Source organism: Bacteroides sp. AF32-8BH, assembly GCF_003435205.1.
Classification (GTDB): domain Bacteria; phylum Bacteroidota; class Bacteroidia; order Bacteroidales; family Bacteroidaceae; genus Bacteroides; species Bacteroides ovatus.
Genome location: NZ_QVLZ01000041.1, coordinates 31,667 through 48,478, shown reverse-complemented (window position 1 = coordinate 48,478; position 16,812 = coordinate 31,667). Strand labels below are relative to the sequence as shown.

The following is a 16,812-nucleotide window of genomic DNA, read 5'->3' as shown; positions in this document are numbered from 1 at the left end:
TATTTCTCTTATGGAGAAAAATAGGAATGCGGCAAGATAAAAGACGGCATGAATGGTTGATATGACAGCCAAAAAAGACATAAATTACTATAATACAGACCAATACATAAGTTGGGATGAACTATGGGTATATCTTGACCTGCCGTAATAACTAAAAAACACACGACGAATGAGTACTCCCATAACCACAAGGGAAGATCTAACTAGAATCCAATGGTTCGCCATGAGCGCTTATAAAAACGAGAAAAAGGCGGAAGAGATGCTCAAAGGCAAGGATGGTCTAGAGTATTTCATACCGAAACACTATGCCGTAAGGGTCTATCACGGAGTGAAATCCAAAAGGCTTGTACCAGTCATCCCGAATCTCGTCTTCGTGCATGCTTCCCGAAAACAGATCACGGATTTCAAAAAAAAATATAATTTCTTACAATTCATGATGTGGGAGAAAAGCACGGGACTGAAATATATCGTGGTGCCGGATAAGCAAATGGAGAGCTTTATCAAGATTGCCTCGCAGTATGAAGAAAACACTATTTATTATAAACCGGAAGAGATTGACATACGGAAAGGTACCCACATATGTATTTACGGTGGCAAGTTCAATGGAGTAAAGGGCGTATTCATGCGGGTGAAAGGAAAACGTCGCCGCCGGGTGGTTGTGATGCTTGAAGGGATTATGGGTATATCGGTAGAAGTTCATCCCGATTTGATTGAAGTCATCAATGATTCCGATTGTGACAAATTTTGAGAGATGACACAAAAAGGAGATGATGAAGTTCCCCTTCCTCGTGGCCTTACACAAATAAAATAATATTTGAATATATGTATTTTTGGATTGTAAATTGTTCACTGGCATTTTTGCTTTGTGTTCTCTGTGCGGGTATCGTCATTCCCCAGATTCTGCTAATCGCTTTCCGTAAGAAATTGTTCGACTTTCCCGATGAGCGGAAGGTACATCATTGTGCGGTGCCCCGATTGGGTGGTATCGCATTCAAGCCGGTAGTGTTTTTCACCATAGCCCTGTTGCTAGGAATCAATATGGTGCTGGGACATTCGGAGATATTGTCCGAAATCGGGAACGACGTGTGCTCTTTGGCTTTTGCTTTCTGCTCCATCATGGTACTATATCTGGTTGGCATGGCCGATGACCTGATCGGTATCCGTTATCGTGCCAAGTTTGTCATCCAGATTCTGTGCGGCGTGATGCTTATTGCCGGTGGGGTATATATCAACAACCTATACGGTGTTCTGGGCATCCATGCGGTGCCGTTATGGTTAGGATATCCCCTGACCATCCTGATCGTGGTCTTCATCATCAATGCCATCAACCTGATTGACGGCATTGACGGGCTGGCTTCCGGGCTATGCAGTATCGCCTGCCTATTTTATGGACTGACTTTCTTTATGCTCCATCAGTATGTTTATGCCATGCTGGCGTTTGCCACATTGGGAGTGTTGGTACCATTCTTCTATTACAATGTTTTCGGGAACGCCAAACACGGAAGGAAGATCTTCATGGGCGACACAGGCAGTTTGACCATCGGCATGATGCTCTGTTTCCTCAGTCTCAAACTGACCATGTGCGGACTAGACGATAATACAGGAAATGTACATCCGATGGTGCTGGCCTTCTCACCCTTGCTGGTTCCATGCTGTGACGTGGTCAGGGTTTACCTGCATCGGGTACGCAACGGAAAGAACCCGTTCCTGCCGGACAAGAACCATATCCACCATAAGCTGCTTGCTCTCGGAATAAAGCAGCGCAATACCATGATCATCATTGTTTCCGTGTCAACTATATTCATACTGCTCAATATTCTTCTGTCCCTTTATCTCAATGTGAACTGGATCGTTTTGGGTGATATATTGATATGGACTCTCGCCAACATCAGGCTGACAAAATCTATCGCACAACTTCAATCGGAACAGAAAACCAACAAATAAAAATCAATAAATATGAAAATCAGATACATTTTATCCTTATTAACCGTGGCCTTTCTATTGGGATCATGTGCCACACCGAAAGTCGCTTATTTCACGGACCTGAAACGGGGTACCGCAGAGCAAGTCTTGAACCCGCTGGAAATCCGGATACGTCCAGAAGACAAGATTTCCATACAGGTCAACAGCAAAGACCCCTTATTAATGAACCTTTTCAACCTTCCGATCATATCCCGACAGATTGGTACGACATCAGGTACATCCAATAGTCAGGGAATATCAGGATATACAATAAATAAGGATGGGGATATTGATTTTCCTGTGCTGGGACATATCCATGTGGCAGGAATGACACGCGCGGAGATCGCCTCGTATATAAAAGAGGAATTGGTTTCAAAGAATCTCGTGAAAGACCCCGTTGTTACAGTGGAGTTTATGAACCTGACCGTTTCAGTGTTGGGCGAGGTTGCCACCCCCGGACGTTTCAATATCGAAAAGGACAAGCTGACACTTTTGGAGGCCTTAAGCATGGCCGGGGACCTTACCGTCTATGGGAAACGGGAAAACGTGCTGGTACAACGGGAGGAAAACGGGAAAAAAACCCTGTATCAGGTCAACCTGAATTCGGGATATGACCTTTATGCCTCTCCTGTGTATTATTTGCAGCAGAACGATATCGTTTATGTGGAACCCAACTCAATGAAAGCACGGCAGGCGACCGTCAACGGCAATAACGTCCGCTCAGCCTCTTTCTGGATGTCATTGGCCTCGTTGCTGACGACCATTACCGTGTTGATTGTAAAATAATATAGAATCAGATATGATGACCGTAAATCAAAAGAATATAAAACCGGGGCAGCAGGATGATTTCCTGCGAATACAGGACCTGTTATACCTGTGCCTCGCAAGATGGAAGTGGTTCGTCTTGTCTTTAGCGGTAACGATCGGTGCCGCTACTGCCTATCTGTTACGCACTCCTGCCGTATATACACGTACCGCTTCGGTATTGATCAAAGAGGATTCCAAAGGCAAGTCGGTCTCCTCGGATTTGGAATCCTTCTCGGAGTTCGGGCTGTTTCAATCCGGTACAAATGTGAATAACGAACTCATCACCTTTCGATCACCGTCTTTAATGACCGAAGTGGTTAAACGGTTGCGTCTGGATATGAATTACTTCGTTCGGGGAAAATTCCACCGTCAGGTAGCCTATGGACTGACATTACCGGTGGATGTAACGATAAATGACTTGCCTGAGAATGAATCAGCCGGTTTTACGTTGGAAATACAGCCGGACGGTACGTTATACCTATCCGACTTTATACGTAACGGGACAGATCTTGAAGAAAAGGACGTAAAGGGAAGCTTGCTCGACTCCATCACTACGCCATTGGGAAAAATCATTATCCATACAACACCCAATTACGTGAAAGGCGAGGCATATACATTATATGTAGGCAAATCCAGTCTGTATAACGCCGTCAACTCCTGCTCGTCCAATCTGTCCGTTTCATTGAACAGCGAGAAAGCGTCAGTCATAGACTTGTCATTCAAGGATAACTCCACACAGCGGGCAGAAGATGTATTGAGCATGTTGATTTCCGTTTATAACGAGAATTGGGTGAAGGACAAAAACCAGATCGCTGTCAGCACCTCAATGTTCATCAACGAGCGTCTGGGCGTAATCGAACGGGAACTGGGAAATGTGGACGAGGATATCTCCTCTTACAAGTCAGAACATCTGTTGCCCGACGTGCAGGCGGCATCGAGTATGTATATGGCTCAAAGCAGTGCGGCCAACGCGCAGATCCTGTCCCTGAACAACCAGCTTTATATGACCCGTTACATCCGGAACTATTTAGCCAACGATGCCAACCGTACCCAACTGCTTCCGGCCAACTCCGGCATTGAAAGCGCCAATATTGAATCGCAGATTGCCGAATACAACAAGCAACTGTTGCAGCGCAACAGTCTGGTTGCGAACAGCAGCACGGAAAATCCGCTGGTCGTGGATATGGATCAGGCTCTGGCATCCATGCGTGGGGCGATAATCAGATCTATCGACAATCAGATAGTGACCTTGAATTCGCAGATAAAAAGTTTGCGGCAGACGGAGCAACAGACGACATCACGTATAGCGGCCAACCCAACACAGGCCAAGTACCTGCTTTCGGTGGAGCGCCAACAGAAGGTAAAGGAAGCTCTTTACCTATTCCTGTTGCAAAAGCGTGAAGAGAACGAACTCTCACAGGCGTTCACGGCTTATAATACCCGCATTGTTACCCCGCCACACGGCAGCATGTTGCCGACATCCCCTGTGCATAAAAATATCTTTATGGTCGCATTCGCTCTGGGGCTGCTCATTCCGATAGTCATTATCTTCATGCGCGAGAATATGAATACCCGTGTACGGGGAAGGAAAGACCTGGAAAACCTGACTATACCGTTCATCGGTGAAATTCCGCTGTTCACAAGAAAGAAAAAAGGGATATTAGGAAAGAAACCGCAGGAAGTCAAGGCCGTTATCGTCAAGGAGGGCAACCGTGACATCATCAACGAGGCATTCCGCGTATTGCGTACCAACCTGGAATTTATGACCGGCAAGGACAAGACTTCGAATGTCATCATCATGACCTCATTCAATCCGGGCAGCGGCAAATCGTTTCTGACCATGAACATCGCCGTGAGCCTTGCCATCAAAGGAAAAAAAGTGCTGGTAATCGACGGAGACCTGCGCCACGCCTCTGCATCATCCTATATCGACTCTCCTGACAAGGGATTGAGCGACTATCTGGGAGGTCGTATCGATAATCTGGATGAGATCATCGTACCCGATCCGAAACATAAATCTATGGATATACTACCCGTGGGAACGATTCCTCCTAACCCAACGGAATTATTGTTCGACGAGCGGTTAAAGCAGACAATCGATACTGTAAGGGAGCAATATGACTATGTGCTGATCGACTGTCCGCCCGTTGAACTGGTGGCCGACACGCAAATTATTGAGAAACTGGCCGACCGTACCGTTTTCGTAGTTCGTGCAGGATTACTTGAACGGAGTATGCTTGCTGAATTGGAGAAAATCTACGAGGAGAAAAAATACAAGAACATGTCCCTGATCTTGAACGGGACCGAGGGAAGTGGCGGTCGCTATGGATACCGTTATGGCTATCGATATGGTTATCACTACGGTTACGGCTCAGGATACCACTAAGGTTCCGACGGAAAACAGGGTGGGGATAAATGGATGATTATTAATTAAAAAAAATAAAATGTTTTATATAAAAATACTCGTATCATTGTGTGGCCATTCAGGAAACGTATATCGCTGAAAGATAGCGGTATATTCAAGAATTTTACCGACTGTCACTCGCACATTCTGCCGGGTGTGGACGACGGTGTGCAGACGATGGAAGAAGCATTGGAAATACTGCGCCTGTATGAAGAGTTGGGCATAAAATCCGTATGGCTTACACCGCATATCATGGAAGATATGCCCAACACCACACTGCACCTCCGGGAGCGTTACGCTGAACTTCAAGCCACCTATAGCGGTCCGATAAAACTGCATCTGGCCTCAGAGAACATGCTTGACAACCTCTTCGAGGAACGGTTGGAAAAGAACGATCTGCTGCCCTTGGGTGAAAGCGGTGACCATCTACTGGTGGAAACCTCCTACTTTAACCCTCCGATGGGATTGAACAACATTCTGCTCCGCATCAAGGCTAAAGGCTATTATCCCATTCTTGCCCATCCGGAACGGTATGTTTATATGGGTGAGTCGGATTATCAACAATTAAAAGACATGGGAGTGAAGTTTCAGTTCAATCTTCCGTCAATAGCGGGTATGTATGGCAACCGGATTAAGAAAAAAGCCATGCTGCTATTAAAAGAAAAGGCTATTACTCATATAGGAACGGACATTCACAATTACAATATATTTCAAAAGTTCATTTGTACGAGTATTACAAAAAATATACAAAACTGTTTAATTGATAGTCAGACTGTTATAGTTTAAATAGATTATAATTATCGGTTATTAAGACCTGTAGATTCTGTTTAACTTTTTCTCTCTAGGTGGATTTGCATAAAATACATACAAAAAAATCCAACAGGCTGGAATTCAATGGAAATTGTAACAATCGACTTGGAGCAGATACACACAATCTCTCTTTTATCCAAACCAGTCTTAAAATAAATCATTACACCCCTATCAAGCAATAGGCTTGCAACTTCAACATAAAACAACAATCCATATGTCATTAACAAAAGTTTTAGTTACTGGTGGAGCGGGATTCATCGGCTCCAATTTATGTGAGTATTTATTGGCTCACGACTATGATGTAATCTGTTTGGATAATTTTTCCACAGGTAAACCTGAAAACATTTTTCCATTTCTACAACGATATCCGAATAAGTTTAAACTTATCGTAGGAGATATACGGAATCTGAACGATTGTAAGAAAGCTGTAGAAAATGTAGATTACGTTATGCATGAAGGAGCATTAGGCTCAGTTCCACGTTCTATCAAAGATCCTATAACTACAAATGAAACTAATATATCGGGATTCTTAAATATGCTGACAGCCGCTCGCGATGCCAATGTAAAGCGTTTTATATATGCAGCAAGTTCTTCTACATATGGAGACAGTCAGTCTCTTCCCAAAGTAGAAGATGTGATTGGTAAACCGCTTTCGCCTTATGCCATAACAAAGTATGTAAACGAGCTTTACGCCGATGTGTTTGCCAAAACCTATGGAATGGAATGTATCGGCTTACGATATTTCAATGTTTTCGGTCGTCGTCAAGATCCATTCGGGGCATATGCTGCGGTGATTCCTTTGTTCGTTAAGAAATTCATGGCTCATGAGAGTCCTGTCATTAACGGAGATGGTGAATATAGCCGCGATTTTACTTATATAGACAATGTGATTCAAATGAACATGCTGGCTATGACCACGACAAATCCGAATGCAACCAACCAAGTATACAATACTGCTTTCGGAGAACGCACCACATTAAACCAGTTGGTCGGTTACTTGAAAGAATTTTTGAGTGAATTTGACCCCGAAATTGCCAACGTGAAAATAATTCATGGTCCCAACCGCTTGGGGGATATTCCCCATTCCTTGGCATGTATTGATAAAGCAAAATCCCTTTTAGGTTACAATCCTCAATACAGTATGCGTGACGGTTTGAAAGAGGCTGTCAAATGGTATTGGAAGAATATTTAAAGTAATAATAACAGATGAAATTATGAATGAAACTAAAATTTGCGTAATTGGTCTTGGTTACGTAGGGCTCCCTTTGGCTCGTCTTTTCTCGACAAAGTATAAAACGATAGGTTTTGACATGAACCAAGCTCGTGTGACTGCTTTGATGGCAGGTCATGATGCGACACTCGAAGTGTCAGATGAACTACTCCAATCTGCCCTTGCCAATGGTTTTAAGTGTACTGCCAATATAGAGGAAATCCGTGATTACAATTTTTATGTAGTTGCCGTTCCCACTCCGGTAGACAAAAACAACAATCCGGATTTGACTCCGCTTTACGGTGCCAGCACAACTGTTGGTAAGGTAATCTCCAAAGGGGATATTGTGGTGTATGAATCTACTGTTTATCCAGGTGTTACAGAAGACGAATGTATCCCGGTTGTGGAAAAAGTGTCCGGATTGAAATTTAATGAAGATTTCTTTGCTGGCTATAGCCCTGAACGTATAAATCCGGGAGATAAACTTCATACAGTAGAAAAAATCAAAAAGGTTACTTCCGGTTCTACGCCTGAAATAGGTAAGAAAGTAAATGAGGTATATGCTTCTGTAATTACCGCCGGTACACATCTCGCTCCTACGATGAAAGTAGCGGAAGCAGCCAAAGTAATAGAAAACTCACAGCGTGATATCAATATCGCATTTGTGAATGAGCTATCCAAGATATTTACTAAAATGGGCATTGATACACAGGATGTACTGGAAGCAGCTTCTACCAAATGGAATTTCCTGCCATTTAAGCCTGGGCTGGTTGGAGGCCATTGCATTGGAGTTGATCCGTATTATTTGGCTCAATGTGCACAACGTCACGGTTATAATCCTGAGATAATCTTAGCCGGTCGCCGAATGAACGACGGTATGGGGGAATATGTGGCCAACCAAGTTGCGAAATTGATGCTGAAGAAAGGAATACAGGTGCTCAACTCTCATATCCTCATATTAGGGTTTACTTTTAAAGAAAACTGTCCTGATGTGCGGAACACAAAGGTTATAGATATTTACAATGCTTTGCGAGAGTATAACGTACATATCACCGTATATGATCCTTGGGCCAATCCTGATATAGTTATGCGAGAATATGGAATCTCGGTAACGAACCAACATCCTTTGGATAAGAAATTCGATGCGGCAATTATAGCTGTAGCACACGAACAGTTTATAGGCTTTGATGTAAAAACGTTACTAAATGCTCAACACGTCATATTCGATGTTAAAGCTATCTTTGAAAAAAACGTTGTAGATGGTAGACTCTAATCGGATTGTCTCCTTTGACATATTGAAAGGGGGAGGAATTTTATTGGTCATCCTTGGTCATATACAAATCCCTTACATGTTGAAAACCGTTATTTACAGTTTTCACATGCCCCTTTTTTTTTGTGTGTCAGGCTGTTTCTTTCGTCCAATCAGTTTGAGAGAGTTTTTTGCAAAAAAGACCAGACAATTACTGATTCCTTGGGCCTTTTTTGCCTTTTTGTTGTTCGCATATTTGTTCGTTTTGAAACTTAACGAAACTCATAATTGGGCAAAAGCGATCTCGCTCCCTGTAACGAGTATGTTTGATGGTTTTCTCGGTGATGAAAACTCTTTTATTTTATTTCATGTAATTTGGTTTTTAATTTGTTTGTTCGAGGTTTCATTCGTTTATTTATTGATACATAAAATCACCCCTACAATAAAGCATTAACAATCAGCGCATTATGTATATTATTATATGGAGTAGGATATTGGTTAAATGCTAATAACATTGATTTGCCATATTTTATTGACACAACAATGTCTACCTTGATTTATTACCATCTTGGTTTTTGCTTCATGCGGAACAAATGGTACGGCATGAAGGTTTCACCGATATACTCATTATTCTTGCTTATTATCGCCATTGTTTTCATCGTTCTATTTCCCTCTTACGTTGACTTAAAATCAAACAATTTTCCATTGCATCTATTGTTGCTTTCAATGGTTTTTATTATGAATTTTTATTGGTTTATCAATTCATATTTTAATTCGAGAAAGCTGAAACTTATTCCATTGGATAAAATATTGATTTGGTGTGGAATTAACAGTTTGGCATTATTGGGGCTACATATATTATTTGTAGATACATTCTGGATCGTGCGCAATAAGTTACATCTTGTAAACTACAGTTGGACCATATTGGAATTTGCACTCATTGTTGCAATATGCTATTTTGCGACAACCTTAATAAAAAGATACATTCCGTCTGTATTAGGAAGATCATAAGCTTGCTATGAATAAGACATCGTCCGTAAATAATAAAAAAATATTCAAGAATACAGTGGCACTTTATGCACGTATGTTGCTGTCCATGATTGTATCACTATATACATCACGGATCGTGTTAAATGCACTTGGTGTAGATGATTATGGCATTTATGGACTTGTCGGCGGTATTGTTGTCCTATTTAGCTTTTTGAATGTAACGATGAGTGGAGCGACTTCACGCTTTCTTACAGTCGAACTTGCCAAAAATGACCCTCGACAACTCCAACAAACATTCAATACAGCCTTTATATTACATATAGGAATTGCAATTATAGTCTTGTTTTTGGCTGAAACGGTCGGACTTTGGCTGTTATTCGAAAAATTGAACATTCCAGATGAGAGAATGAGTGCAGCTGTTTGGGTGTATCAATTTTCAATAATTTCCTCAATGGTCAGCATCACTCAAGTTCCATACAATGCGACTCTTATTTCGCACGAAAAAATGGACGTGTATGCTATTGTGGAAATTGTTGGATCACTGTTGAAGTTGCTGATCGCTACACTTCTACTTATTACAGTATGTGATAAGCTCATTTTATATGGAGGACTTATGCTCTTATCTTCATTCTTGATTGCAATGACATATCGCATTTATTGCATTAGGCATTATGACGAATGCCGGATTAATTGGGAATGGAATAAGGTTATCGGCCGTTCTCTGTTTAGCTTTTCAGGATGGAATCTTTATTCCAATATTTGCTTTACTACTCGTCAACAGGGAACAAATATGTTGCTTAATATATTTGGCAGTACAGCTGTTAATGCCGCAGCCGGATTGGCAACAACTGTGCAACTGATGATTGAACAAGTATCAACCAATTTGGTAATGGCTTCGAGGCCGCAAATTATAAAGCAATACGCATTGACCGATTTCAATGCCATGATACAATTACTAAAGCAAACTACTTGTTTGGCAAATGTGTTATATCTGTTGGTTGCTATTCCTTTTATCTCTGAAATACATTATGTAATGAATTTATGGCTCGTGGAAGTTCCTCCATATACAATTGAATTCTGTATTTTATTGATAGTCTCAAGCTTCATATCATTGAATAATAATATTATATATATTGGAATACAAGCTGTCGGACGTTTGAAATTTTATTCATTTATGGCGGGGACAGTATCATTATCAGTCATTCCGATACTTTGGTTATTGTTTAGTAAAGGTATCGGCTTGACTTGGGCTTTTGGATTGCCTATAGTGAGCACATTATTGATTTATATCGTTTGCTCATATACACTCCATCATTATGTTGAAGATTTCAAACCGATACGTTTTTTCTTCACAACGATGGTAGTGAATCTTTTCATAAGTATTCCTTCTTTTACCGCAATCCTACTCATACAACATATCTTGGTTGAGTCCTTTACAAGAGTGATTATCGTGGCTCTTAGTTCTTCAATAATATTGGTTGTTCTGTCCTATTATGTGCTATTAGACAAAGAAAATAAGAAAAAAGTAAAAGCATTGATTTTAAACAAATTAAAACGATGAATAAAAACATACTTATAATTACTCCTTTTTTTCCGCCACAGACTCATGCTGCGGTATTTAGGGCATTTAAACTTGTAAAATATCTTAAACGTACAGGTTGGAATCCGATAGTACTGACGGTTAATCGTAATTATCTATATTTAGAAGATCCTGATTTGTTGGACGAAGTCCAAGACGTGCCTATTTATCAAGCCAATTATATAGAACCGACATTGCGCGGCCTTAGAATGTTGCTTGGAGGAGAAGATACTTCACTCAAAGCCATTACAGCCAAAGCAAAAACTATTGGTGCACAGTCAAAAAGCACGGATACAGTCACCTCTAACAAGCAATCTTTATTCGGTAAGTTTTATAAATATATACTAGACCGATGGATTCAAGTTCCCGACCGCTTTAGATTCTGGGAAAGAAGTGCCGTGAGGATGGGACGAAAAATAATTAAAGAACATGATATATCTATCATATATACCACTTGCCTGCCTTTTACCTCAAATAGAATCGGTATGCGACTTAAACATCTAACCGGAGTAAAATGGGTTGCTGATTTCAGGGATCCTACCACATACGCTAAGCGAATGTATTCTGATTATTTTCCTGTTTTTGCCAAGCAAAAGAAAATTGAACAAGATACTTTTAAATACGCTGATGCTATTACTGGTCTGTCGGGAGCATACCTGAATATATTTAATGATTTATATGAGGGACGATACTCAAATAAATCATATTTTATTCCAACTGGAGTAGATGATGATTATTTGCCTTCTTTTCAAAATAGAGAAAAAGAGAATTATATAATATTCGTGGGTGAATACCTCCATGAATATAAAGATAATTTCTTGAAAATATTTGCCGAAGCTGTCAATTCTAAGGAATTAAAAGGCAAGGGTTGCACCCTTAAAATTGTGGGTAATAAGAATATCAATCAAAAACAAACGGAAGAATTTGTCAATGATTTGGGAATCTGTAACAACGTGGAATATATCAATCATGTACCGCAGCGTAAATTGTATGAATTGATAGTTAATGCAAAAGCAGCAGTACTTATTCCCGGACACACGGCTTTATGGTGGACTAATTTCGCAAAAATGGTCGATTATATCGCATTACAAGTGCCTGTATTAGCAATGGTGCCCATGACTAGCGAAGCACGAACCGAATTGATAAAAGCAGGCATAGGTATTTTTATAGATACTCCTCAGCAAGGTGTTACTGTCATCAAACAAGTATTTAGCGAAAAATTTCCAATGACGGCAAACAAAGAATATTGCCGCCGTTACTTGGCATCGCAACAAACAAAATCTTTCATTGATATTTTCCAAAAAATACAATAGAGATGCATATAGCGTTTTTAACTACAGAATATCCGATATTGGGTATGAAATGTGGCGGAATCGGAATTTTTATCAAACATTTGTCTCATCTTATCGTTAAGAGTGAGACTGGTGTGAAGGTATCAGTTGTGTATTGGGGCAATAAGTTTACAGAAACTGTGTGGGACGATGGTATATCTGTGATACCTATAAACCAGCCTCATAAGTCTCCATTTTCTTCTTTTATCAATAGAAGGTATCTAAATAAAAAGTTAAATCTATTAGTGGCAAAGATTGGCATCGACCTCGTTGAATCTATCGACTGGGAGGGACCTTTGGCTTTTTGTAGTTTATCTGTACCAGTAGTTACAAGATTACATGGTTCAAATGTGTATTTCGATCATTTGTCTGGAAACAAAACTCCATGGAACGTACGGCTTATGGAATATAATGCTTTGCGTAATTCTGATGCCTATATAGGAGTTAGCCGACAGGCTCTCGACCTGACGGATAAATTATTCAGTCTGTCTTCGAATAAGAGAAAATGTGTAATATATAATCCTGTGGATATAAACATGCCCCCTCTTTCATCTAGTGACATGAACAAAAATACAATAACGATACTTTATTGGGGGACAATTGTTGAGAAAAAGGGGGTACTTGATTTGCCTCTTATTTTCAACAGGATATGCGAGCAAAACGACAATGTCAAACTCATTCTCATCGGACAGGATGCAGTAGTGAATGGTTCTTCGACATGGGAAAAATGCAAATCTCTCTTTTCAAAGCAATCGATCGGTTGTGTATCGTATTTAGGTCGCTTACCTTATGACAAGACTATGTCATACGCTAACAGTGCCGATATTTGCATATTTCCAAGCCATGCAGAAACTTTCGGTTTGGTCTTACTGGAGGCAATGTTACTGCGGAAGGCAATTGTTTGTTCCGATATCGATTGTTTTCAAGAGATTATAGGAGACAGTAACTGTGTTTGCAAATGCAGGGTGAAACGTATCGATGAATTTGCAGAGGCTTTGCAACGGCTAATCTCGAATCCCATTTATAGGTGTGAACAAGCCGACAGGGCTTATCTAAATGCAACTGCTAGATTCAACACCAACGAGATAGTGGCACAAAACATCGAATTTTACAATCGAGTTATAAGAGATAGCTCCAAACATCATGTAGAAGAATCCTAACTCAACTGCTTTATTAGAAAATTTAAACGGACTTTTTATTTATAAAATCACATATTCATACGAAGGGGAGTTAAGGCTTTTTTTGTATTGCCATCTTGAAGAAAGTCAAACATTTCAGTACAACTACGTAAAATATAGAAATGCTTCATTATAGTGAAATTTCTGATAGAGTATAATTCCTAAACGAAGTGATTAATTTCTTAACTCTTGATTCATATTATTCATAAACGCCTTATGCAAAAAGGGATAAGCATTATTTTGCCCACACTTAATCGGGCTGATTATCTGGCAAGTACAGTTGATTGCTTAATAGAGCAAGATTTTGGGGAGCCGTATGAAATAATTATTGTAGACCAATCGGCAGCCATTGACAGTACTATGTATAGTCGTGCAAAAGATAGTGATACATTGATTAAGTACTATCATGTGACTGAATTTAGAGGGCTACCTGAAGCTCGTAATTTCGGTGTGCAACACACACAATACGCCTACATCCTATTTCTAGATGATGATATCGAGTGTGACTGCAACCTGCTCAAAGAGCATTACAAGTTCTTGTCACAACCTGATATCGCAGTAGTGGCAGGGGGAATTACAGAAAAATATAAGAATAATCCCAAATCGAAAAATGTAGGCAAGTTCCATTTCTATACGGCAACTCCAGAACGGGGATTCCACATTAATCATAAAGAATATGTAGATCATGGCGGAGGTGGAAATTATAGCATAAAAAAAGACATATTTTTAGAAGTTGGTGGTGTTGATGAATATTTGAATTATGGAGCTGCTCTATATGAAGAAACCGAAATATGTTTACGAGTAAAGGAACTTGGATACAAAGTTTTTTTTAATTATGATGCTCATGTATGGCACTTGGCTGCTGATACAGGCGGTTGCAGGGTTCTGGATATCAATCGCTATATTGCTTCATTAGTACATAACCGGGCTTTATTGATTAGCCGTCATCTCAAATGGTATCATAGGCCGACTGCTTACATCTATTTGTTGCGTCTTGTTGCATCATACGCTTTTACTTACCGCAATCCCGGACTGTTTAGACTTTTTGCAAAAACTTATAAAGAAGGTTATAAAAAAGGAAAACTAACTCCTAAATATACTCATTATGCAAACATCTAACAAACACATTTTTATTGTAACCTATGATTATCCACCAAGTAATGGTGGTATTGCAAGGCTTTGTTTTGAACTGAAAAAATATTTAGAGAAAAAAGGACTGAATGTTACAGTCATTTGTCCCCAAAGTACTTCTACCGATGCAGAGGAGGATAATAATGTGGTGAGATTGCATGGAAGAAGAGGAATATTGGAGTTGCGTACATTGAAGTATTTACGCAAAAAAACTGTTCCCGGTGATATTGTAATTACCGGGAATTATCATCCAGAGGGAATGCTGTCTCTATTGTCAAACAGAGAAACCTATATATTGGCACATGGAGCCGAATATCTTGCCGGAAAGAGTTTTTTCCGACGCTGTATTTGGCCTACTTATCGACGTTTTATACTAAGAAACGCCTCTTGCGTGATTGCTAACAGTCATTATACAGAGACATTAGTAAAACATTGTTCTCCAAATGCTAAAACAATCGCTATTCCGTTAGCGGTTGATGCAATTCATTTTCGCCCTACTTGTGAAAAATATAAGGATGGCTTGCTACACCTCTGTTCTATTTCTCGATTGGAAAAATTTAAAGGACATGATTTTATTATCCGGACGATAGCTTCTTTACCGGCAAAGTATAAGCAACAAGTGCGATTGCATCTCGGAGGTAAAGGAAAATATAAGAGTGCACTTGAGCGGATGGTTACCGATTTAGGATTGTCAGATATTGTATCATTTGAAGGTTTCATTGATGATAATAAACTTTGCGATTTCTATTCAGCCTCGCATATATTCATTCTCTGTACACGTGAAGAAGCGGATAATAGGAATGTAGAAGGATACGGGCTTGTTTTTGCCGAAGCGCAAGCTTGTGGAACCGCCGTTATAGGTACTCGTACAGGTGGCATTCCCGATGCTGTCGAGGAGAATAATGGCGGTTGGTTGATACATCAGGACGCCCACGAAGAATTGGAGAATTTACTCATTAAGTTAATCGACGATAAATCTCTTGCTATAAATGAAGGTCGTAATGCACGTCGGCGCATAGAAGCTAAAATTACGTGGGAACATTATGTGGACCAAATTTGTGATGTCATTTTATGAGTATTAGTCTATATATAGCCTTATATTACAACTTGTTGCTGCTATTAGTTGTTTACATCGCTATTCAACCGGTCAGGGCAGAAACAGTAAGACAGCCTTATATCAACAACCAGATATTTAGCCTTGCTTTACTCTTGATTGTATATGTTCATGTAACTTTCCGACCGACCGATTATCACTACTTTGGAGATACTTCAGCTTATGCCATGGCTTTCCAAAAGAAAGCCTTCTATGGTACGGTTGCTATAAGAGATAGAGATATTGGTTTTGAGTATCTTACCTATTGGCTTTCACAACTCGTCAATTTAAAAGGGTATTGGTTTGTTCTTTGCTCATTATATATATTGCCTGTTTTCTTTGCTTTAAAGAAACGATTCAAACAACAATATGCTGTAGCACTAGTGTTGTTCGTTTGTTCTTTGAGTTTTTGGGGATACGGAGTAAATGGACTGCGTAACGGAATAGCTACATCGTTAGTTATCTTCTCTTTTCTTGTTCCAAACAACGATATTAAACGAATTCCTGTTTGGATTATAGCATGTCTTTTCCATCAATCCGTCATGTTGTCAATTGGCTGTTTCTTGCTGACCCGACTTTCAAATAATCCCAAACACTACTTATACTTATGGGGAACGTTTTTCCTGCTTATGCTTGTTGCACGTGATTCTTTCTCCACTTTGTTGACAAACATTCCTTGGTTTGAACAGGATAAAAGGATGTCTGAATATTTGAATATGTCTTATAAAGGCATGGAGCAAATGTTCTCTAATATTGGATTTCGCTGGGACTTCATTATTTATAGTTTGATACCCATTATCGCAGGAGTGAAATATATCTATACATATTGCTACGAAGACAAATTGTTTATCCGTTTATTTAATACTTATATAGCAAGTAATGCGTTCTGGCTATTGACCATTCATGTACCGTATAATAACAGATTTGCTTATCTATCTTGGTTTCTTTATCCTATAGTATTGATATATCCCTTGCTAAAAGATAACTTAATAAATAACCAGGGAGAACGAATAAAATGGATTATTCTATGTTATTATATGTTCACTTATGTAATGTGGATAAAATAAA

General features: G+C 39.8%; 14 protein-coding genes. All 14 read left to right on the top strand.

What is annotated here, in order from left to right; all coding sequences use genetic code 11:
• The first annotated feature begins 169 nt into the window (after positions 1-169).
• The 14 genes from DWZ47_RS23660 (at position 170) to DWZ47_RS23585 (ending at position 16,811) form a co-directional block, all read left to right on the top strand.
• Positions 170-748, top strand: coding sequence for a UpxY family transcription antiterminator (locus DWZ47_RS23660; RefSeq protein ID WP_005868833.1), 579 nt, complete (start codon positions 170-172; stop codon positions 746-748).
• Positions 749-822: 74 nt separating this feature from the next.
• Positions 823-1,944, top strand: coding sequence for an MraY family glycosyltransferase (locus tag DWZ47_RS23655; protein WP_005868835.1), 1,122 nt, complete (start codon positions 823-825; stop codon positions 1,942-1,944).
• Between the two features lie 12 nt (positions 1,945-1,956).
• A complete protein-coding gene (locus tag DWZ47_RS23650; RefSeq protein ID WP_005868837.1) occupies positions 1,957-2,748 on the top strand; it encodes a polysaccharide biosynthesis/export family protein in 792 nt (263 codons plus the stop codon).
• A gap of 16 nt (positions 2,749-2,764) precedes the next feature.
• A complete protein-coding gene (locus DWZ47_RS23645) occupies positions 2,765-5,155 on the top strand; it encodes a GumC family protein (RefSeq protein ID WP_008782414.1) in 2,391 nt (796 codons plus the stop codon).
• Positions 5,156-5,242: 87 nt separating this feature from the next.
• Positions 5,243-5,959 carry a tyrosine-protein phosphatase gene (locus DWZ47_RS23640; RefSeq protein WP_005868841.1) on the top strand — a complete coding sequence of 239 codons (717 nt, stop codon included), beginning with the start codon at positions 5,243-5,245 and terminating at the stop codon, positions 5,957-5,959.
• A 238-nt stretch (positions 5,960-6,197) separates the two neighbouring features.
• Entirely contained in the window at positions 6,198-7,175 is a 978-nt protein-coding gene (locus tag DWZ47_RS23630) for an SDR family oxidoreductase (RefSeq protein ID WP_005868843.1), read from the top strand.
• Positions 7,176-7,197: 22 nt separating this feature from the next.
• The gene (locus tag DWZ47_RS23625) at positions 7,198-8,466 is read left to right on the top strand and encodes a nucleotide sugar dehydrogenase (RefSeq protein WP_005868845.1); all 1,269 of its coding nucleotides are present in this window, start codon (positions 7,198-7,200) and stop codon (positions 8,464-8,466) included.
• Complete coding sequence (locus DWZ47_RS23620) at positions 8,453-8,896, top strand: acyltransferase family protein (protein ID WP_117514864.1); 444 nt, start codon at positions 8,453-8,455, stop codon at positions 8,894-8,896. Before DWZ47_RS23625 ends, DWZ47_RS23620 begins: the two co-directional genes overlap by 14 nt.
• A 564-nt stretch (positions 8,897-9,460) precedes the next feature.
• Positions 9,461-10,993, top strand: a complete 1,533-nt coding sequence (locus DWZ47_RS23610; protein ID WP_005868853.1) for a lipopolysaccharide biosynthesis protein — start codon at positions 9,461-9,463, stop codon at positions 10,991-10,993.
• Positions 10,990-12,324 carry a glycosyltransferase gene (locus tag DWZ47_RS23605; RefSeq protein ID WP_005868855.1) on the top strand — a complete coding sequence of 445 codons (1,335 nt, stop codon included), beginning with the start codon at positions 10,990-10,992 and terminating at the stop codon, positions 12,322-12,324. Before DWZ47_RS23610 ends, DWZ47_RS23605 begins: the two co-directional genes overlap by 4 nt.
• A gap of 2 nt (positions 12,325-12,326) precedes the next feature.
• Positions 12,327-13,502, top strand: coding sequence for a glycosyltransferase family 4 protein (locus DWZ47_RS23600; RefSeq protein ID WP_005868857.1), 1,176 nt, complete (start codon positions 12,327-12,329; stop codon positions 13,500-13,502).
• A 234-nt stretch (positions 13,503-13,736) separates the two neighbouring features.
• Positions 13,737-14,639, top strand: a complete 903-nt coding sequence (locus DWZ47_RS23595) for a glycosyltransferase family 2 protein (RefSeq protein WP_005868858.1) — start codon at positions 13,737-13,739, stop codon at positions 14,637-14,639.
• The gene (locus DWZ47_RS23590; RefSeq protein ID WP_005868860.1) at positions 14,626-15,726 is read left to right on the top strand and encodes a glycosyltransferase family 4 protein; all 1,101 of its coding nucleotides are present in this window, start codon (positions 14,626-14,628) and stop codon (positions 15,724-15,726) included. The genes DWZ47_RS23595 and DWZ47_RS23590 overlap by 14 nt, the downstream gene beginning before the upstream one ends.
• A complete protein-coding gene (locus DWZ47_RS23585; RefSeq protein WP_117514862.1) occupies positions 15,723-16,811 on the top strand; it encodes an EpsG family protein in 1,089 nt (362 codons plus the stop codon). Before DWZ47_RS23590 ends, DWZ47_RS23585 begins: the two co-directional genes overlap by 4 nt.
• Position 16,812: the final 1 nt, after the last annotated feature.

Bases quoted from the DNA above. Each gene is read 5' to 3' on its own strand.
- DWZ47_RS23590 (WP_005868860.1), top strand. From the start codon at position 14,626: ATGCAAACATCTAACAAACACATTTTTATTGTAACCTATGATTATCCA.
- DWZ47_RS23650 (WP_005868837.1), top strand. From the start codon at position 1,957: ATGAAAATCAGATACATTTTATCCTTATTAACCGTGGCCTTTCTATTG.
- DWZ47_RS23585 (WP_117514862.1), top strand. From the start codon at position 15,723: ATGAGTATTAGTCTATATATAGCCTTATATTACAACTTGTTGCTGCTA.
- DWZ47_RS23630 (WP_005868843.1), top strand. From the start codon at position 6,198: ATGTCATTAACAAAAGTTTTAGTTACTGGTGGAGCGGGATTCATCGGC.
- DWZ47_RS23645 (WP_008782414.1), top strand. From the start codon at position 2,765: ATGACCGTAAATCAAAAGAATATAAAACCGGGGCAGCAGGATGATTTC.
- DWZ47_RS23595 (WP_005868858.1), top strand. From the start codon at position 13,737: ATGCAAAAAGGGATAAGCATTATTTTGCCCACACTTAATCGGGCTGAT.
- DWZ47_RS23600 (WP_005868857.1), top strand. From the start codon at position 12,327: ATGCATATAGCGTTTTTAACTACAGAATATCCGATATTGGGTATGAAA.
- DWZ47_RS23625 (WP_005868845.1), top strand. From the start codon at position 7,198: ATGAATGAAACTAAAATTTGCGTAATTGGTCTTGGTTACGTAGGGCTC.
- DWZ47_RS23660 (WP_005868833.1), top strand. From the start codon at position 170: ATGAGTACTCCCATAACCACAAGGGAAGATCTAACTAGAATCCAATGG.
- DWZ47_RS23605 (WP_005868855.1), top strand. From the start codon at position 10,990: ATGAATAAAAACATACTTATAATTACTCCTTTTTTTCCGCCACAGACT.
- DWZ47_RS23620 (WP_117514864.1), top strand. From the start codon at position 8,453: ATGGTAGACTCTAATCGGATTGTCTCCTTTGACATATTGAAAGGGGGA.
- DWZ47_RS23655 (WP_005868835.1), top strand. From the start codon at position 823: ATGTATTTTTGGATTGTAAATTGTTCACTGGCATTTTTGCTTTGTGTT.
- DWZ47_RS23610 (WP_005868853.1), top strand. From the start codon at position 9,461: ATGAATAAGACATCGTCCGTAAATAATAAAAAAATATTCAAGAATACA.